Raw genomic sequence first — 20,356 nt, forward strand, 5'->3', positions numbered from 1 at the left:
TGGTTAAAAAATAAAATAGCAGAAGATATTAAAATATCTCTGCTATGAGATATTATCTATTATTTAATATATCTTTTTAATTTTATAACTTATGATATTAAGATAGATTAATTATATTATAGGGATAAAAATGCGTTTATGTGATAAAGATATTGAAGAATGGTTAAAAAGAAAAGAATTAATTATAGAACCTTATCCCGAAAAAAAATTAATTAATGGTATTACTGTTGATATACATCTTGGTAACAAATTTCGTTTTTTTTATGAACATACTAGGTCCTGTATTGATTTAAGTGATTCTAAAATAAATACAACATCAGCATTGACAGAAATTATGAGTAATGAAATAATTTTCTCTAAAGAAAAACCATTTTTTTTACAGCCAGGATCTTTAGTATTATCTTCTACTTTTGAAAATATTAATATTCCAAATAATTTAGTTGGTTGGTTAGATGGACGTTCTTCTTTAGCTCGTTTAGGATTAATGATTCATGCGACTGCACATCGTATTGATCCAGGATGGAAGGGAAATATTGTGTTAGAAATGTTTAATGCAGGAAAATTAACTTTAGTATTACGTCCTAAAATGAAGATTGCAGCACTTAGTTTTGAAGTTCTGTCTCAATCAGTTTTACGTCCATATAATTTAAGACAAGAAGCTAAATATAAAAGTCAAAATGGAGTAGTACCTAGCCGTATTAATGAAGAGTAAAATTTTTTTTTATTTATAAGAATATTATCTATATCTTATTTATTAGTTATTGTATACGTTAATCATAAATAAAATTCTTTTTAAGAAAAATATTTTATGATTAATTTTTTTCTATATAATGTTGTTTGTTTAAAAAAATATAATATTATGTCAAGTGTACTTAGAAAAATTTTAGTTACCTGTGCTTTGCCTTATGCAAATGGTTCTATTCATATTGGTCATATGTTAGAACATATTCAAGCAGATATTTGGGTGCGTTATCATAGAATGCGTGGTCATGAAGTATGGTTTATTTCTGCTGATGATGCACATGGTACTGCTATAATGTTAAAATCGGAAGATTTAGGAATATCTTCAAATAAATTAATTAAAAATGTCAGAAAAGAACATCAAATAGATTTTTTAAATTTTAAAATTTCGCATGATAATTATTATTCGACTCATAGTTTAGAAAATTTATATTTATTAAGAAAAATTTTTACATTGTTAAATGAAAAGGGTTTCATTAAAGAAAAAAAAATTTCTCAATTATATGATGATATAAAAAAAATTTTCCTTCCAGATAGATTTATAAAAGGTACATGTCCTATTTGTAAAACAAAAAATCAATATGGTGATAACTGTGAAACATGTAGTGCAACTTATGAACCTATAGATTTAATCAATCCGATATCTGTTATTTCAGGGGAAAAACCTATTTTAAAAAATACGAAACATTTATATTTTGACTTACCTTTTTTTAGCAATATGTTAAAGAAATGGATACATTCTGGTGTTTTAGAAAGTTCAGTGATTAAAAAAACGGAAGAATGGTTTAAAGTAGGTTTAAAACCATGGTGCATTTCTCGAGATGCACCTTATTTTGGATTCAAAATCCCAAAACATCCTAGTAAATATTTTTACGTTTGGCTTGATGCTCCTATTGGTTATATGAGTGCATTTAAAAACCTTTCTTTTAAAAATAAAAAATTAAATTTTAATGAATTATGGAATCAAAAATCTAATTATGAATTGTACCATTTTATTGGTAAAGATATTATTTATTTTCATACTTTATTTTGGCCTGCAATATTAGAAGCTATTTCTTTTAGAAAACCTAATGGCATTTTTGTTCATGGCTATCTTACTATAAATGGATTAAAATTATCAAAATCACGAGGTGCTTTAATTAAAGCTAGTGATTGGATTAAATGTTTTGATTCAGATAGTTTACGTTACTATTATGCCAGTAAGTTATCTAATAATATTCATGATATTGAAATTAATTTAGAAGATTTTGTTCATAAAATAAATAGTGATATTGTAAATAAATTAGTTAATTTAGCATCACGAAATGCTAGTTTTATTAATAAACATTTTAATGGATATTTATCTAATACATTAAGTGATGTTAAATTATATGAATATTTTATTAATGCAAGTAGTAATATTGAAAGTTTTTTAGAAAATCGTAAATTTAATTTTGTTATAAAAGAATCTATGAGATTATTAGATATAGCTAATCAATATATTAATGAAAAAAAACCATGGACAATTCAAATAACAGAAAAAAACATTATTAAATTGCAAAAAATTTGTACAATGGGGATTAATTTATTCAGAATTGTTATGATTTTTTTAAAACCGATTGTACCTGATTTAGCAATTAAAACAGAATCTTTTTTAATTTCAAAATTAACCTGGGATGGTATTAAAGTACCATTATTATCTCATCAAATAAATAAATTCACTCCATTATATAAAAGAATTCATATTAAAAAAATTTCTGAACTAATTAATTTATGTAAATAAAAATAAATTTATATAATAAAATATATAAGTAATTGTATTAAATATTATTTTTTAATAAAATGAAAAAAAATTATTATAATTTATTTTTAAATCATTTTGCCAAGATATTGTCCAAGTATTTCTATTTTGATTTTTTATGTTAGTAACAAATAGGCCCAGAGCGCTAATAAAATTATTGTTATAAAATAAAAGTGGAATTTGATTTCTTAACCAGGGGGGGATATTTTTTTCTTGCCAAATTTTTTTTATTTTTCTTTTTTTATTTCTTCCTAAAATTAAAATATTTCCTTCATGTTGAAAACGAATATTAATTAATTCATTATCTTTAGGTGCAGGGAGTATAATACCATTATGATTTTCTATTAAATTTCCTAAATTGTTAGGAAGTATTAATTTTTTATTTTTTTGATGCCAAAATAATAAAGTATTTTTAATATTAGGCTGTGTTTTTATGAAGTGTAGTGATTTTTTATAACGTCTTATTTCATATTTTTGTAAAATTATTTTAGGGTTCGCATCTGTTCGACTAAAAATCATTTGATTATAAATGCATTGAATATTTTTATAAGATGGCATTTTTATCTTTTTTGATAAGAGCCAATATCTAATTAATGCTGTACAAATTTCTTTTTTTATATTTTTAAAATTGCTAATATTTAAAGAGTTATCAAATTGTATAAAATTACAAATTTTTTCATGAAGAAAATAATTGAGTAGTATAGTTTCTTCGCGACATATATTAGTTGTACGAAAACAATTTTTTAAAAAATAAGACCATCTTTTTTCTAATTTAGGAATAATTTTATGTCTTATAAAATTACGATCATAATCAATATTTAAATTGCTAAAATCTTCAATCCAGTTCAAATCTTTTTTTTTAGCCCATAATTCTAATTCTTGTTTTGTTTTTTTTAAAAAAGGACGGACTATTTTTTTATTTCCTAATAAAGTTTCAAAAGACATGCTGGAAAGTCCAGTGGGACCACTTCCTCTTTTTAAAGATAAAATTAATGTTTCACATTGATCATTCATATGATGACCAGTAAGGAGTATTTCATTAGGAAATAAATGACTATATATAATATTATATCGTTTTATTCTCAATTTTTCTTCAAGATTTTTTCTTTGATTTTCAACCTTAATATTTTCAATGATTAAAGGTACGTGATTAATGGAACAAATTTTTTTACAATGTTCTGTCCATTTTTTTGAAAGTAAAGTAAGATTGTGATTAATATGAATAGCACGTATTTTGATATAATATTTTTTTTTTATTTCTAATAATTGATAAAGAAGTACTGTGGAATCTAATCCACCACTATAAGCTATTAAAAATGATTTTTTTTTATATTTTCTGATAGTTTCTTCAATCAAATAAAATGACCTATGAATTTATATTTTTTGATACGTTCGAGTGGACTTGAACCACCAACTTCTACCATGTCATGGTAGCGCTCTAACCAATTGAGCTACGAACGTAAATATGAAAAAATTTTTTTAATATTTTTATAACTTAAATTATATATTATTATTAATATAATATACAAATATTTTTTTATATGAAAATTATAAATGTATAAAATTTTTTTATACTCAATAAAATCTCTACATAAATTGAAAAAACATTGTTTTTAAGGAAATATTATGTTTACAGGTATCGTAAATGGAATTGCTATTATTGTTTTAATCGAAAAGAAAAAAAAACATTACAGCTATACAATTAAAATCCCATCTATTCTATCTAAAAATTTAAAATTAGGTGATTCAATATCACATAATGGATGTTGTTTAACTGTAAAATTAATTGATAATTCTTATGATAGTTCTTATATAACATGTGATGTTATTGAAGAAACATTGAAAAGTACTAATTTAGGAACTTTAAATATTGGAGATAGTATTAACATTGAAAGATCAGTAAAATATGGCGATGAAATTGGTGGCCATATAATATCTGGTCATATTATGAGCACTGCTAAAATTTCTAAAATGTTTAAATCAGATAATAATTGTATTATATGGTTAAAAATGAGAAATACATTTTTAATGAAATATGTTTTTTATAAAGGATTTATTTGTATTGACGGAATTAGTCTTACTGTAGGAGATATTATTGGAAATGAATTTTGTGTCAATATCATACCTCATACTTTTTTATCTACTACTATAAAAAATAAAACGAATGGTAGTTTAATGAATATTGAAATTGATTTTTATACTCAAACAATCGTAGATACTACAGAACGCTTAATAAATAAAGGTATTCGATATATTTAATAGATTTATTCAAATAACTTGATAATTTTATTTTAATAGATAAAATCTAAAATTATTTTGATAATTAAGAAAGAAATTAATATAATTGATTATAGGAATTATAAATGAAACATTATATTTTATTTTTTATTTCGAATATATTAATTGAAAACTTTATTTTAGTAAAATTTCTTGGTTTATGTCCTTTTTTAGGAGCTTCAAGTAAAATTGAAACTGCTTTAGGAATGAGTTTTGCAACTACTTTTGTTATACTTATTTCATCAGTATTATTATGGTGTGTTAACTTTTTTATTTTATCACCTTTTGATTTAGTGTATTTGAGAATTATAGCTTACATGTTAATTATTTCATTTAGCGTTCAATTCTTAGAAATAGTATTACGCAATACTAGTCCTATTTTATATCGTTTACTTGGCATCTATCTTCCATTAATTACAACTAATTGTGCAGTTTTAGCCATTCCATTATTTAGTTTGTATTTAAACCATACGTTTTTAGAATGTCTATGCTATGGAATCAGTGCATCATTAGGATTTACTTTGGTTATGATTATTTTTTCTTGCATTCGTGAGCGTATCATATTATCTGATATTCCTTTGCCATTTCAAGGTGCTCCTATTATTTTAATTACTGTAAGTTTAATATCTATTACATTTATGGGTTTTAAAGGTTTAATAAAAATTTAATGATAATATTTATTTTTTTTGGTGTATTATCTTTTCTATTAGGAGTTATATTGAGTTTTACTGCTTATAAATTTCAATTTAAAAAAGATCCTACTATACAAATAGTCAATAAATTATTACCCCAAAGTCAATGTGCTCAATGCGGATATTCTGGATGTTATCCCTATGCAAAAGCAATAGTAAAAAATTCTGAAGAAATTGATAAATGTATTCCTGGTGGTTTTGATCTTGCATTAGAAATAGCTAATGTATTAAATATAAAAGTATCTAAAAAAAATATAATTATTAATAATAAAAAACAAAAACGAATGACGGTATGGATTGAAGAAAAAAACTGTGTTGGATGTTCAAAATGTGCTACTTTTTGTCCAGTAGACGCAATAGTTGGTGCGCCTAATTTTATACATACAGTTTTAGAAAAATTTTGTACTGGTTGTAATATTTGTTTATTACATTGTCCTACTAATTGTATTAAAATAAAAAAAGAGACACATGAATAATATAAAATTTCTAATAATAAAAAAATTTTTAAAAAAATTTTTTTCGATAAAATCATGGAAAAAAATATTTTTTTTTATTTTTTATATAAAAAAAAATATAATTTTAAGGGTGGTTTAAAATGTTTATTTGAGAAAAATAAATCAAGTGATTTATTATTACAATCTCTACCGATCCCTAGTAAATTTTTTGTTTTTATAAAAAGTAATTTTTATAATAAAAAATTACGTATTAGAATAAACCAAAAAGTATTACGCGGACAACCCCTAACCTTTAGTGATGATTTTAATGTTCCTATTCATGCGCCAACTTCAGGTTTAATAGAAGAAATTGATTTTGATTCACATCTGATTGAAAAAAATAAAAAAAATATAAAAATTGTAATTTCTTCTGATTATTTAGATAAATGGATTAGATTGAAACCAATTGAAAATTATAAAAAACTAAACCCTGAAAAACTAATTAAAATAATTCATCAATCAGGTATCGTTGGTCTAGGAGGAGGTGAATTTCCTTCTTCAAAAAAATTAATTTTAAGTATAAATAAAGCGCATACTTTAATTGTAAATGCTGTAGAAAGTGAACCTTATATAACATCAGATAATTGTTTAATATATAATTATATAGATGAAATTTTAACAGGATGTAGGATTATTTGTTGGATAACTAAAATTAAATTAGTTTGTATTGCTATTCAAGAAGACAAAATTAAATCAATTTTAAAAATTTATAATTCAATTAAAGATGAATCATTATTTAAACTTTGTATTCTTAAAAAGAAATATCCTGGGGGTAGTAGTAAAGTACTTATAAAATCTTTAACAGGAAAAGAAATACCCCATGAAAAGCATTCCATAGATATAGGGTATCTTGTTTTTAATGTTGCTACAATATTTTCTATAAAAAAAGCAATTATAAATGGAGAACCATTAACAGAACGTATTGTAACTTTTTTAGGTGATAAAAATTTTTTATCTGGTAATTTTTGGATTAGGATTGGAACTCCAATACAATATTTTTTAAGTAATAAAAAACTGAATGCAGATTTTATTAAATCTATATATTTAGGTGGTCCTTTTATGGGGAAAACAATTAATGATTTAAATTATTCTGTATTAAAGAATACAAATTGTATTTCAATGAAATTAAAACAAGAAAAACATGAAAATATTTTTGAAAAAACTTGTATTCGATGTGGTTATTGTTCATCTGTATGTCCGGTAAATTTACTTCCTCAACAACTTTATTGGTACAGTATAAAAAATAATCATGAACAAACAAAAAAACATCATGTTTTAGATTGTATTGAATGCAAGGTATGTGAAAAGGTATGTCCTAGTTATATCCCATTAGTAAAATATTTCAAAAAAGAGAAAAATATTTTAAAAGATATTAAATTAGAAAATGATCGCAAAAAAATATCATTAATTCGATTTAAAAAAAGAGAAAAACGATTATTAGATTTAAAAAATATAATTAATATAAATAAAAATAATTCTAGTTTTACAAATAATAATAATTTATTTTTAATAAAAAAAAACAATGAAAAAATTAGTAATACGAAAAAACATATACGGAAAAAAATGGTTCAAGAGGCAATAAATCGCATGAATGCTAAAAAATAAATTTTTTTATTAATAATGTAAGAAAAAAATGAACTTTCCATATATATATAATTTTTATAGTACTAGAAAAATAATGTTTTTAGTTATTATAGCTTGTATTCCAGGCATTTTTACTAAGTATTATTTTTTTGGTAGTGGTACTTTAATACAAATTTTATTTTCTATATTGGTTTCTTTATTACTGGAAGTTAATATTTTAAAATTACGATTTAAAAAAATTAAAAATAACTTACAAGATAATTCTTCAGTTTTAACTTCTGTTTTATTTGGAGTTAGTATTCCTTCTTTATTACCTTGGTGGATGGTAGTTATTGGGCTATTTTTTTCTATTATTATTGCTAAACATTTATATGGTGGAATTGGTCAAAACATATTCAATCCAGCTATGGTTGGATATGCAGTATTATTAATATCTTTTCCAATTGATATGAATAATTGGCATGAAAGAGATTTTTCTATATCTTTTTTAAATGATTTTAAACAATCTGTAAATATTATTTTTTCAAAAAATTATAAGTGTTCTATTAACAGTGACAATAGTACAAATTATATTAATAAAAATATTACTCCTGATGCTTTTACAGAGGCTACTCCTTTAAATAATTTTAAGATTAAATCACATTTAGAAGACAATTTTTTTCCACAAGAATCTATATTAAAAAATAAAAAAGTTACTATTCAAAATAGTTGGAAATATATAAATATAAGTTTTTTTCTGGGTGGTATTTTTTTATTCTTTAAACGAATAATTTGTTGGCGTATTCCAATAAGTTTTCTCACTTCTTTGGGTATTGTTTCAATGATAACTTATTTTTATTCAAAAGATTTATTTATGTCTCCATTATTTCATTTCTTTTCTGGAGGAACTATGATGTGTGCATTTTTTATTGCTACAGATCCAGTGACTACTTCTTGTACTAATATAGGGAAGATAATTTTTGGTTGTATCATAGGCTTCTTAGTTTGGATTATTCGCAACTATAGTGATTATCCTGATGCAATTGCTTTTTCTGTTTTATTTGGAAATATGATTGCACCATTTATAGATTATAATACAAAAACTTCTGGATATGGTCATAATAATATATGAAAATATTTAAAAAAATATTAAAACATGCTTTTTTAATGACTTTTTTTTCAATTATATCTATTGGTGGTACAGTTTTAATAAATAATATAACAAAAAATAAGATTATGAATCAAAAAGAAAAAGAAAAAAAAAAATATTAGAAGAAGTTTTATCTTATGGTATATATCATAAACTTGAAAAAAAAACATATAAAATTACGAACAAATATTTAGGAGATTCTAAAACTCATGATTTATGGTTATTTTTTAAAAATAAAAAACCAGAAGCAGCAATTATTGAAACTACAGCACCTGATGGATATTCAGGTTCTATTTATATGTTAGTTGCAGCATATTTTAACGGGAAAATTATTGGCGTTAGAGTTTTATCTCATAAGGAAACACCAGGAATTGGAGATAAAATTGAATTATCTATTTCTAATTGGATTAATAAATTTACTGGTATGCATGTATCTTCTATAGAAGATAAGAATTTTACATTGCGAAAATATGGAGGGCAAATTGAACAGTTTACAGGAGCTACAATAACACCGCAATCTGTAACAAATGCTGTGAAAAGAACAGTTGTTCTTATTAAAGAAATACCATTAATGCTTAATTTATCAAATAAGGATATACATGAATATTAAAAATTTTTTAAATGATAGATTATGGAAAAACAATTCTTCTTTAGTACAATTGTTAGGATTATGTCCAGTTTTAGCAATGACAACTAATTCTATTAATGCTATAGGTTTAGGGATAACAACTACTTTAGTATTAACTGTAACAAACACGATTATTTCTATTTTTAAAAAACTTATACCTGAAGATTTGAGAATTCCGATTTATATGATTATCATTTCTTCTATTGTTACATCTATAGAAATGTTACTTCATGCTTATCAATTTGATTTATATCAATCATTAGGTATTTTTATTCCATTGATAGTTACGAACTGTATTATTGTAGGACGAGCAGATTTTATTGCTTATAAAAGTTCTATAATAGAATCTTTTTTTGATGGCATTTTAATAGGATTAGGTTCAACTATTGCTATGTTTATAGTAGGTTCTATACGCGAAATATTAGGTAATGGAACTTTATTTTTTGGACTTAATAAAATGATATCTAGTATAGATAGTTCATTTTTTATTACATTGTTAGATAAAAAATCTATAATAATTTTAGCTATTTTTCCACCTGGTGGTTTTTTTATATTAGGTTGTATTATTGCTATAAAAAATTTTTTAGATTTATATTATAAAAAAAACACAATAAAAAATTCTTTACAATGTTCATGCATTAATAAAATAAGAAAATGATATTATAATGAACAAAGAAACACGTTATGAAATTTTATCAATATTTAATGCTCAATATCCGAAAAATAAGACAGAATTAGTTTTTTCTTCTGATTTTGAGTTATTATTATCTGTAATTCTTTCAGCTCAATCTAGTGATGTTATTGTAAATAAAGTTACTAAAATATTATTTAAACAAGCAAATACTCCTGAAAGTATTTTATTATTAGGGCTAGAAGGTCTTAAAAATTATATTAAACATATTGGTTTATATAATATTAAAGCATCAAATATTATACGTACTTCTTCTTTGATATTAACTAAATACAATGGAATTATTCCAAATAATCGAATTGAATTAGAATCTTTGCCTGGTGTAGGAAGAAAAACATCTAATGTTATTTTGAACATATTATTCAAAAAAAAAACTATTGCTGTAGATACACATGTTTTTAGGGTATCAAATCGTACTAATTTTGCTAAAGGAAAAAATGTAAACGAGGTTGAAAAAAAATTAATTAAAGTAGTTCCTGATATTTTTAAATTAAACTTTCATTCCTGGTTTGTTTTACACGGTCGGTATATTTGTACGGCACGGAAAATTAAATGTGATATATGTTTAATATTCAAATTATGTGAATTTAAAAAAAAATAATATATTTTTATGGATGTATACGTGATTATTATAAAAGTTGTTTTACCTATTCCAATTAGAAAATATTTTGAATATTTTTTGCCTAATTTTATGTGTCCTGTTATCGGAGGGCGAGTTTTAGTTCCGTTTAATTCTAAAGACTTAGTGGGGATTGTGATTTCTTTTTATAAAAAGAATAATATAAGTCAATTGAATTTTAAATACGTTAAATTATTAATTGATAAAAAATCACTTTTTTCTAATATTACATTAGATCTGATAAAATGGACAAGTAAAAATTATTATTGTCCTATGGGAAATTTATTTTTTTCTATTTTACCAAAAATATTACATGCTAGTAATGTTATAAAAAATATAGATACTTTTCAATGGATTATAACACAAAAAGGTCGCGAATTAGATTTAAGTCATTTAAAAAATAGAAAAAAACAATTGGAAACATTGCTTTTTTTAAAGAAAAAAAATATTTTAAATACTGAATTAAAAAAATATAATTTATCTCAAGTTATTTTAAAAAAATTGGAAATTCAAGAATTATGTGTAAAATATTTTGATTATAGAATATTTTTTAAAAAAAAATTTTTAAAAATAAAAAGAAATTTTTTTTTAAATAAAAAAATATCAATTATTCTTGACAATATTTTGATAAAAAAAAGTTTTTCATCTTGGTTATTAAGTGAAAATAATTTATATGCTAAAGTTAAATTTTATTTAGGTCTAATCAAATCAGTACTATATAAAAGTATGCAAATTTTAATTTTAGTTCCTTATATTAAAAATATAAATATAATTTTAGTATTTTTAAAAAAATATTTTAATGTTTCTATTGATATCATTCATTCAAAATTAGCTAATACTAAATACTTTAAAAATTGGATCAGAACAAAAAATGGTGAAAATTCTATTATTATTGGTACAAGAAAAAGTATTTTTTTACCTTTTTCGAATTTAGGAGTTATTATTATTTTTGAAGAACATAATTTAAGGTATAAAAGTATATATCAGTGTAGGTATAATGTTAGAGATTTAGGAATATTAAGAGCATATAAAGAGAATATACCTATAATTTTAGATTCAAATACTCCTTCATTAAAAACATTATATAATGTTTTACATAAAAAATGTTTTTATATTAAATTATATAAACATAATTATATTAATAAATTAAATAACAGTATTATTGATTTAAAAAAAGATAAAATAAAATTTGGGCTATCTTTAACTTTAATAAATGAAATTTATAAAAATTCCCAAAAAAAACAAGTTTTATTAATTTTTAATAAATTTAATTTATTTTTTTTTGTATTAAAGTGTAGTAAATGTAATTTTATATTTGAATGTAGTAGTTGTCATAATTATTTAGAAATTAATGAATATCGTAATATTTTATTTTGTAAATTTTGTTTAATTCAGATCAAAAAACCAATTTTTTGTTCTAATTGTAGAAGTTTTCTTCTCCTTATTATAAAAATAAGTATAGAAAAAATTGAAAATAAAATACAAAATCTTTTTCCAAAAATTCCATTATTTTTCTTATTAAATGAAAAAAATATAAATAAAAACATACTAAATAAAAAAAATTTTGAATTTTATATTTCTAGTCCTTATATAATTATTACTACAGAAGAAATAGTTCAAAATTATTATTTTCCTCATATAAAATTAATTGTTTTAATGTGTATTGATAATTATTTTCTTTCTTTTAACTTTCGTGCTATAGAATATTTTGCTCAATTTTATATTAATTTAAATCAACTAACTAAAAGTATTAAAAAATCATTTAAAATATTTATACAAACATCATTTCCTAATGATATAAATTTAAAAGAAATATGTAACAATGGATATTTTTCTTTTTCTAGGAAAATATTATCAATTAGAAAAAATTTTTTACTGCCTCCTTGGAATTTTCACAGTGTTGTTTATTCTGAAAGTTTATATGCTGAATATAATATAATTTTTTTAAATTTGATACGAAAAATATTAGAGAAAAAATCTAATAAAAATAATTTTTTTTTACGATTTGTGGGACCTCATAATTCTTTTTTATCAAAAAATAAAAAAAAACATTTCCATAAATTATTAATTGAATGTTCTTCACGTATTTTTCTTAAAATCATATTAAATGAATGTATTGATTTAATTAATATTTTTGATATTTCAAAACGAGTTAAATGGTTTATAGATGTTGAACCGAATTAATATTAATAAAATATATTTTGAGAAATAATTAATAATTTTATTTTTACTCGTTGAAGTTCTAATAAAATTAGAATAAAATATTTTTAAAAAAATGAAATATAAAATAATATAAAAATATTTTTTTTGTTTATTAAATGTATATATTAAAAAAGAGGCTTTAATGAGTGAATTTAATTTAATTACAAGATTGCGTGATAGAGGTCTAATATCTCATATTGCAAACGAAGAAAGTTTAAGTAAACTCATGAAAAAAAACTCTATTTCTCTTTATTGCGGTTTTGATCCTACAGATGAAAGTCTTCATATAGGTCACCTTTTACCTTTGATTACTTTAAAAAGATTTCAAATAGCAGGCCATACTCCTATAATATTAATAGGAGGAGCTACAAGCTTAATCGGGGATCCTAGTTTTAAAGAAAAAGAACGTATTTTTAATACTAACAATAATATTAATAAATGGACAGAAAAAATTAGCAAACAAATTTCTCAGTTTTTAGATTTTAATTCTAATAAAAACAGTGCGTTATTATTAAATAATAATATGTGGTTTAATAAGATGAACATCTTATCGTTTTTACGAGATGTCGGAAAATATTTTTCAATTAATACGATGATTAATCGCGCAGCAGTTAAAAAACGGATCATCAGACCAGATCAAGGAATTTCATTTACAGAATTTTCTTATAATTTATTACAAGCATATGATTTTTTTATTTTAAATAAAAAATATCAAGTAGATCTCCAAATTGGCGGAGCTGATCAATGGGGTAATATTTCTTCAGGAATGCATTTAATACATCGCAGATCCAAGAAAGAAGTACATGGTTTGACTGTTCCTCTTTTGATTCAATCTAATGGAACTAAATTTGGAAAAACAGAATTAGGAACTATATGGTTAGATGCAAATAAAACTAGTCCTTATAAATTTTATCAGTTTTGGATGAATATAGAAGATTCTAATGTATATTACTTTTTAAAGCTTTTTACTTTTATTAAAGTATCAGAAATTAATGAAAGAGAACAAAAAAAACACATTAACAATCAAATTATTAATGACAAGTCTTTTCTGGCAAAAAATATTACTCGTTTAGTACATGGAAAAGAAAATTTATTAGCAGTAGAAAGGATTACAGAATTTCTGTTTTTAAAAAATATCAATCATATTCAAGAATCTGATTTAAAGCAATTAAAAAAAGATGGTATACCGTTTATTAACGTCGATCATATAAAAGATTTACAAGAAGCATTAGTATTAACTTCATTAGCACAATCTCGAACTCAGGCTAAAAATATGATAATTTCTAATTCTATATCTATCAATACTCAGAAAATAAGAAAAAATCATATTTTTAATAGACAAGATAAATTATTTGGAAAGTTTACTTTATTATCTAGAGGAAAAAAAAATCATTCTTTATTATGCTGGTAGTCTATTTTAAATTAATCGAAAAACTTTCACCACAACCGCAAAATTTATCTAATTTAGCATTATAAAATTTAAATATTTTATTAATATTACTTGTTATGAAATCTATTTTAACTCCTTCTAAAAATGGTATGTCTTTAGAAAATATATATACCAGAATGTTTTTATAAAAAAAACTAATTTCTTTTTCATTTTTTTCCTTTTTAAATTCTGAAGATTTTACTAAATTCATAGTATAACGAAATCCTGCACATCCTGATTTTTTTATACTTAATCTTATTCCTATATTATCAGTATTTAAATTAATGAGAAATAAAATTTGTTTCATAGCATCTTCAGTTATTGTAATATTTTTATATATACTTTTTTTTGTTAAATAAGTATTAACTATATTTTTATTCATGATTTCCTCTTTTTTTAAAAAATATATCGACAGAAATAAAAAAATAATTATATATAATACATTCTATTATAAATAAGTTTGTATATTTTAAACAATATTATTTTTTATTAATTATTTTATAAATTTTAATGTTATAATTATTTTTTATTTCTTAAGAAATGTAAAAATTTTTATAAAACTACGTTAATTTCATAAAAAATTATTTATAATATAAAAATATTGAGGTACAACAATTATATGCAAAATCCAACAGAGAAAATGGATTTATCGCAATCTATTTTGTCACTGATATTTATTGTGTCTATGGGTGTAATCAGTTTTTTAGTCATTCATCCATTTATATTAGGATTTTCTTGGGCTAGTATGATTGTAATTGCCACTTGGCCTCTTATGTTAAAAATACAAAAATTTTTAGGTGGAAAACGTTCGCTTGCTGTATTAATGATGATCATAATTTTACTTCTTTTATTTATAATTCCAGTATTTTTTTTAGTGAATAGCTTAATTGCAACAAGCATACCTCTAATTCATTGGTTAGGTTCAAATACCTTGGAATTTCCAGAATTATTATGGTTACAAGATATTCCTCTTATTGGTAAAAAAATATTTATTAGTTATCAAAAATTATTAGATAGTGATGGAGGTGAATTAATTCGTGAAGTAAAGCCTTATATGGGACGTACAACTGAATTTTTTATAATCCAAGTTAAAAATTGTGGATTATTTGTTATACATTTATTACTGATGTTATTTTTTAGTGCTTTATTATATTGGAATGGTGAAAAAATTAGCAGTGCTATCCGTCATTTTGCAATGCAACTTAGCAAAAAAAATGGTGAAGCTATTATTTTACTAGCTACTCAAGCAGTTAGAGCTGTTGCATTAGGTGTTGCAGTAACAGCTTTTATTCAAGCTCTATTATCTGGTATAGGATTATTAATTTCTGGTGTTCCTTATTGGGCGTTATTGATGATAATAATTTTTTTTTCATGTTTAATACAATTAGGACCATTACCTATTTTAATACCTTCAATTATGTGGCTTTATTGGAATAATAATACTACTTGGGGTACAATATTGTTAATTTGGAGTTGTCTTGTATTTATACTTGATCATATACTTAGACCATTTTTCATACGTATAGGAGCTGATTTACCGATTTTATTAACTTTATCCGGAGTCATTGGTGGTTTATTAGCTTTTGGCATTATTGGTTTATTTGTTGGTCCAGTGGTATTAGTAATATTTTATCGTTTAATCATATCATGGATGTATGGAGTTTCAATTGCATCTTTTTTAGAAAATACATCGTTAAAATAGAATTTTAATTAATATTAAAACAATAGACAAAATAAATACTTTTAATTAAATAAAATCTAAATTATGATAAAATATAAAGAATGATTTAGTTATATTTAACTATTAGTCAAAAGAAATTGAATCATATTATATAAATTTAATTTTTTTGTAATATTTGATCTTAACGTTTTTCTTATTTAAAACTTCTATCATATTATTTAAAGTATACTATTAAAAATTTTTCTCCCTAATATTATTAAATTTTTTCTATCAAGTATTTAAAGAAACTATTAGAAATGAGATTGTAACACTGGTTAGGTTTTCGTAATTATTATGACGTCTTCATATTTTTACTAGAATAAAAAGCTCATTTTAGAGAACAAAATGAAAAAAACAGATGAACTACGTACAATACGAATTGATCCATTAATAACTCCATCTGAATTAGCAAAGCAATATGCAATTACTTCAGAGATCATGGATACTGTTATTGCAACAAGACAAAATATTGCGCGTATTATGACTGGACAAGATTTGCGACTACTTGTTGTGATAGGTCCATGTTCAGTTCATGATCCGATCGCTGCAGTAGAATATGCACATCGATTATATGAATTGCGAATAAAATATAAAGATCGCCTTGAAATTATAATGCGTACATATTTTGAAAAACCAAGAACAGTTGTTGGATGGAAAGGATTGATTTCAGACCCAGATTTAAATGGAACTTTTCGAGTTAATCATGGATTGGCTTTAGCGCGTAAATTATTACTAGATATAAATTCATTAGGTATGCCTGCAGCAACTGAATTTCTTGATATGGTTATAGGGCAATTTATCGCAGATTTAATTAGTTGGGGTGCTATTGGGGCAAGAACAACTGAAAGTCAAATACATAGAGAAATGGCATCTGCTCTTTCTTGTCCAGTAGGTTTTAAAAATGGTACCGATGGTAATATACGAATTGCAATTGATGCTATTCGTGCAGCAAAAGTACGCCATTTATTTTTAGCACCTAATAAAGATGGGCAAATGACGATTAATCATACTAGTGGTAATCCATACGGGCATATAATTATGAGAGGTGGTCGTTCTCCTAATTATCATTCTGATGATATTAATTTAGCAGTAAAAAGTTTACGTGAGTTTAATTTATTAGAACATTTAATGATTGATTTTAGTCACGGCAATTGTTTAAAAGAATATCTTCGTCAAAAAAATGTTTCTAATTCTGTTGCATATCAAATTTCTCATGGTTGTAAAGCTATTTTTGGTGTTATGATTGAAAGTTTTTTAGAAGAAGGTTTCCAACCAGTAATTAAGAATAAACCATTAATATATGGTAAATCAATTACTGATGCTTGTTTAAATTGGAAAGATAGTACTTTAATTATTAAACAATTAGCAGATGCTGTAGATGCTCGTTTTTAATTTATATGCTAGTCAAAAAATTTGACTAGCATCGTTTTATAACTTTTGATTTTTTTTAATATAAAATTAATATCTATATTTTATGTATCAGAAAAAATCTTTTTTATTAAATAATATTTAATATAAAAATATTTTATAAATATTTGATTTTTTTAGACAATAAACAATTAATATTTTAAATTAAGGACTTAAGAATGCCTGTAATAAGATTTTGTGATGGAAGTCAGCAGGTGTACGAGCATTCTGTTTCATTGATAGACATTATTAAAAATAAAAAACCTAGTATTATGAAATCTCTTTTCGCAATTTCTGTTAATAGTCACTTTTCAAATTTAAATACTTTAATAAAAAAAGATTCTTTTATAGAATTTATTCAGGAAAAAGATAATAAAATATTAAATATTATTCGATATTCTTGCGTTCAACTTTTAAGTTATGCTGTAAAAAATATATGGCCAATTTCAAAAATTGCAACAAGCAATATTATAGAAAACGGTTTTTATTGTGATATAGATTGTGAAAGAAAAATTTCAGGAGAAGATCTAATTTTATTAGAAAATAATATGAAAATTCTTGTAAAAAAAGAATATGTTATTTCAAATAAACTCGTTTCTTATTCTGAAGCAAGAGAAATATTTAAAAAATCTTCTGAAAAATATAAACTTTCTTTAATTGATAAAAAAAATAATTTTAAAAACAAAGTTTCTTTGTATTATCATGAAAATTATGTGGATATTGATATAGGAATGCAAGTTTTTAATATAAAATTTTGTAAATATTTTAAATTACAGAAAATTGGAGGTGTTTACTGGGAGAATAACAAAAAAAATAAAATGTTACAACGTATTTACGGTACTGCTTGGTCTAATAAAAAAGAATTAGATAAACATCTCAACTATTTAAATGAACTAGAAAAAAGAGATCATAGAAAAATTGGGAAATTTCTTGAATTGTATCATATGCAAGAAGAATCTCCAGGTATGATTTTCTGGCATAATCAAGGCTGGATTATTTTTAATGAATTACAAAATTTTGTACGTTTAAAACTAAAAGAATATCAATATAAAGAAGTTAAAACACCATTATTGTTAGATAAAATAATATGGCAGAAAAGTGGACACTGGGATAATTATAAGCATGCTATTTTTACTACATTATCAGAACATCGAGAATATTGTATTAAACCAATGAATTGTCCTGGACATGTACAAATTTTTAATAGCAAATTAACATCTTATCGCGATTTACCTATTCGTATGGCAGAATTTGGTAGTTGTCATCGTAATGAACCTTCAGGTTCTCTACATGGTTTAATGCGAGTACGTAATTTTACTCAAGATGACGCCCATATATTTTGTACTAAAGAACAAGTACGTTCTGAAATTAATGATTGTATTAAAATGATATATGATTTGTATAGTACATTTAATTTTAAAAAAATATTAGTTAAATTGTCTACTCGTCCAGAAAAACGTATTGGTACTGATTCTTTGTGGAATGAATCAGAAAAAGATTTATCTGATATGTTGTTAGAAAATCATTTATCATTTGAATATCAATCAGGAGAAGGTGCTTTCTATGGACCTAAAATTGAATTTATTTTGCAAGATTCTTTAGATCGCAATTGGCAATGTGGAACAATTCAACTTGATTTTTATTTGCCATTACGTTTAAATTCGTTTTATGTTGATGAACATAATGAACGCAAAGTACCTGTAATTATTCATCGTGCTATATTAGGTTCTATAGAACGATTTATTGGTATATTAATTGAAGAGTGTTCAGGTAGTTTACCAACATGGTTGTCTCCTATACAAGTAGTAATAATTAGCATTAATGATATTAGTTCAGATTATGTTAAAAAATTATTTAAAAAATTTTCTGATATGAATATCCGTGTAGAATCTGATTTAAGAAATGAAAAAATAGGTTTTAAAATTCGAGAACATACACTGCGTCGAATTCCCTATATATTAATTTGTGGTGAGAAAGAAATTAGTTCTAAAAAAATATCCGTTCGAAATAGAAATGGTCATAATTTTGGAATGGTTGATATTGATTTTTTTATTCAAAAGTTACAAGAAGAAATTATTACTCGTAACTTTTATCAAATGGAGGAATGAAGTATTAAAGGTGGAAAAAGAATTCAATTAACACGTCCTAATCGAATTAATAATGAGATACGTGCTATTAAAGTTCGTCTTACAGGAATTGAAGGCGACCAAATTGGTATAGTTAATTTACGTGAAGCTTTAGAAAAATCTGAGGAATTAGGATTAGATTTAGTTGAAATTAGTCCAAATGCCGAACCTCCTGTTTGTCGTATTATGGATTATGGAAAGTTTCTTTATGAAAAAAGTAAATCTTCCAAGGAACAGAAAAAAAAACAAAAAGTAATTCAGATAAAAGAAATAAAATTTCGGCCAGGAACTGATGAAAGCGATTATCAAGTTAAATTACGTAATTTAATACGTTTTTTGGAAGATGGTGATAAAGCTAAAATTACTTTAAGATTTAGAGGTCGAGAAATGGCACATCAAAAAATTGGTGTTGATGTGTTAAATAGAGTGAAAAATGATTTATTTGAGTTAGCAACTGTAGAATCTTTTCCATCTAAAATTGAAGGTCGACAAATGATAATGATTTTAGCACCAAAAAAGAAATAGTAATTTTTAATTATATTTTTTAGAATTGATATATAAATTATTTAAGCAATTTTTTATATTTTTTTTATAATTTAAATGAAACAGTTTATGCCAAAAATTAAAACTTTAAAAAGTGCAGCTAAACGTTTTAAAAAAACTGCATCTGGTAAATTTAAACGTAAACAAGCAAATTTACGTCATATTTTAACAAAAAAAACAACAACTAAGAAACGTCATCTTCGTCCTAAGATTCTAGTATCTAAAGGAGATATAGATAAAGTTAAATCTTTTTTACCATATGCGTAAATTAACTGATTTTTGTTAAGATTTTAC

20 protein-coding genes and 1 tRNA gene are annotated in these 20,356 nt (G+C 23.3%); 18 read left to right on the forward strand and 3 right to left on the reverse strand.

Going from position 1 to position 20,356, the window contains the following annotated elements; genetic code table 11:
• The first annotated feature begins 130 nt into the window (after positions 1-130).
• Entirely contained in the window at positions 131-712 is a 582-nt protein-coding gene (dcd, locus tag D9V61_RS00540) for a dCTP deaminase (protein ID WP_158339309.1), read from the forward strand.
• Positions 713-859: 147 nt separating this feature from the next.
• On the forward strand, positions 860-2,503 hold the full coding sequence (metG, locus tag D9V61_RS00545; protein WP_158339755.1) for a methionine--tRNA ligase: 1,644 nt from the start codon (positions 860-862) through the stop codon (positions 2,501-2,503).
• 51 nt (positions 2,504-2,554) lie between these two features.
• Here the strand turns inward: metG and tilS are convergent, their stop codons facing one another.
• Together tilS and D9V61_RS00555 are read right to left on the reverse strand one after the other, a co-directional pair.
• Positions 2,555-3,877, reverse strand: coding sequence for a tRNA lysidine(34) synthetase TilS (gene tilS / locus D9V61_RS00550; protein WP_158339310.1), 1,323 nt, complete (start codon positions 3,875-3,877; stop codon positions 2,555-2,557).
• Positions 3,878-3,908: 31 nt separating this feature from the next.
• Positions 3,909-3,982: transfer RNA gene (locus tag D9V61_RS00555), tRNA-Val, on the reverse strand.
• Positions 3,983-4,147: 165 nt separating this feature from the next.
• Between D9V61_RS00555 and D9V61_RS00560 the strand changes: the two genes are divergently transcribed.
• The 11 genes from D9V61_RS00560 (at position 4,148) to tyrS (ending at position 14,248) form a co-directional block, all read left to right on the forward strand.
• Positions 4,148-4,780, forward strand: coding sequence for a riboflavin synthase subunit alpha (locus D9V61_RS00560; RefSeq protein ID WP_158339311.1), 633 nt, complete (start codon positions 4,148-4,150; stop codon positions 4,778-4,780).
• A 104-nt stretch (positions 4,781-4,884) separates the two neighbouring features.
• Positions 4,885-5,466, forward strand: a complete 582-nt coding sequence (gene rsxA, locus D9V61_RS00565) for an electron transport complex subunit RsxA (RefSeq protein ID WP_158339312.1) — start codon at positions 4,885-4,887, stop codon at positions 5,464-5,466.
• Positions 5,466-5,966, forward strand: a complete 501-nt coding sequence (locus tag D9V61_RS00570) for an RnfABCDGE type electron transport complex subunit B (protein ID WP_158339313.1) — start codon at positions 5,466-5,468, stop codon at positions 5,964-5,966. Before rsxA ends, D9V61_RS00570 begins: the two co-directional genes overlap by 1 nt.
• A 54-nt stretch (positions 5,967-6,020) precedes the next feature.
• A complete protein-coding gene (gene rsxC / locus D9V61_RS00575) occupies positions 6,021-7,589 on the forward strand; it encodes an electron transport complex subunit RsxC (RefSeq protein ID WP_158339314.1) in 1,569 nt (522 codons plus the stop codon).
• Between the two features lie 28 nt (positions 7,590-7,617).
• The gene (locus D9V61_RS00580; RefSeq protein ID WP_158339315.1) at positions 7,618-8,679 is read left to right on the forward strand and encodes an RnfABCDGE type electron transport complex subunit D; all 1,062 of its coding nucleotides are present in this window, start codon (positions 7,618-7,620) and stop codon (positions 8,677-8,679) included.
• A complete protein-coding gene (locus tag D9V61_RS03135) occupies positions 8,676-8,819 on the forward strand; it encodes a hypothetical protein (RefSeq protein WP_187308779.1) in 144 nt (47 codons plus the stop codon). Before D9V61_RS00580 ends, D9V61_RS03135 begins: the two co-directional genes overlap by 4 nt.
• A 20-nt stretch (positions 8,820-8,839) precedes the next feature.
• A complete protein-coding gene (gene rsxG, locus D9V61_RS00585) occupies positions 8,840-9,307 on the forward strand; it encodes an electron transport complex subunit RsxG (RefSeq protein WP_158339316.1) in 468 nt (155 codons plus the stop codon).
• Positions 9,297-9,983 (forward strand): electron transport complex subunit E, encoded by a 687-nt coding sequence (locus tag D9V61_RS00590; protein ID WP_158339317.1) that lies wholly within the window; start codon positions 9,297-9,299, stop codon positions 9,981-9,983. Before rsxG ends, D9V61_RS00590 begins: the two co-directional genes overlap by 11 nt.
• A 7-nt stretch (positions 9,984-9,990) precedes the next feature.
• Positions 9,991-10,617, forward strand: coding sequence for an endonuclease III (gene nth, locus D9V61_RS00595; protein ID WP_158339318.1), 627 nt, complete (start codon positions 9,991-9,993; stop codon positions 10,615-10,617).
• 21 nt (positions 10,618-10,638) lie between these two features.
• Positions 10,639-12,819: a primosomal protein N' gene (gene priA / locus D9V61_RS00600; protein WP_158339319.1), complete on the forward strand. Its 2,181-nt coding sequence runs from the start codon at positions 10,639-10,641 to the stop codon at positions 12,817-12,819.
• A 160-nt stretch (positions 12,820-12,979) separates the two neighbouring features.
• Complete coding sequence (gene tyrS / locus D9V61_RS00605) at positions 12,980-14,248, forward strand: tyrosine--tRNA ligase (protein ID WP_158339320.1); 1,269 nt, start codon at positions 12,980-12,982, stop codon at positions 14,246-14,248.
• Between the two features lies 1 nt (position 14,249).
• Here the strand turns inward: tyrS and D9V61_RS00610 are convergent, their stop codons facing one another.
• Complete coding sequence (locus D9V61_RS00610; RefSeq protein ID WP_158339321.1) at positions 14,250-14,648, reverse strand: HesB/IscA family protein; 399 nt, start codon at positions 14,646-14,648, stop codon at positions 14,250-14,252.
• Between the two features lie 237 nt (positions 14,649-14,885).
• Here D9V61_RS00610 and ydiK point away from each other — a divergent pair, with 237 nt between their 5' ends.
• The 5 genes from ydiK (at position 14,886) to rpmI (ending at position 20,329) form a co-directional block, all read left to right on the forward strand.
• Positions 14,886-15,968, forward strand: coding sequence for an AI-2E family transporter YdiK (ydiK, locus tag D9V61_RS00615; protein WP_158339322.1), 1,083 nt, complete (start codon positions 14,886-14,888; stop codon positions 15,966-15,968).
• 363 nt (positions 15,969-16,331) lie between these two features.
• Complete coding sequence (locus tag D9V61_RS00620; protein ID WP_158339323.1) at positions 16,332-17,378, forward strand: 3-deoxy-7-phosphoheptulonate synthase; 1,047 nt, start codon at positions 16,332-16,334, stop codon at positions 17,376-17,378.
• A 194-nt stretch (positions 17,379-17,572) separates the two neighbouring features.
• Complete coding sequence (thrS, locus tag D9V61_RS00625) at positions 17,573-19,501, forward strand: threonine--tRNA ligase (RefSeq protein WP_158339324.1); 1,929 nt, start codon at positions 17,573-17,575, stop codon at positions 19,499-19,501.
• A 3-nt stretch (positions 19,502-19,504) separates the two neighbouring features.
• The gene (gene infC / locus D9V61_RS00630) at positions 19,505-20,044 is read left to right on the forward strand and encodes a translation initiation factor IF-3 (RefSeq protein ID WP_158339325.1); all 540 of its coding nucleotides are present in this window, start codon (positions 19,505-19,507) and stop codon (positions 20,042-20,044) included.
• 87 nt (positions 20,045-20,131) lie between these two features.
• Positions 20,132-20,329 carry a 50S ribosomal protein L35 gene (gene rpmI / locus D9V61_RS00635; protein ID WP_158339326.1) on the forward strand — a complete coding sequence of 66 codons (198 nt, stop codon included), beginning with the start codon at positions 20,132-20,134 and terminating at the stop codon, positions 20,327-20,329.
• The last annotated feature ends 27 nt before the right edge of the window (positions 20,330-20,356 follow it).

Source organism: Buchnera aphidicola (Acyrthosiphon lactucae) (genome assembly GCF_005083565.1).
Taxonomy (GTDB): domain Bacteria; phylum Pseudomonadota; class Gammaproteobacteria; order Enterobacterales; family Enterobacteriaceae; genus Buchnera; species Buchnera aphidicola_AH.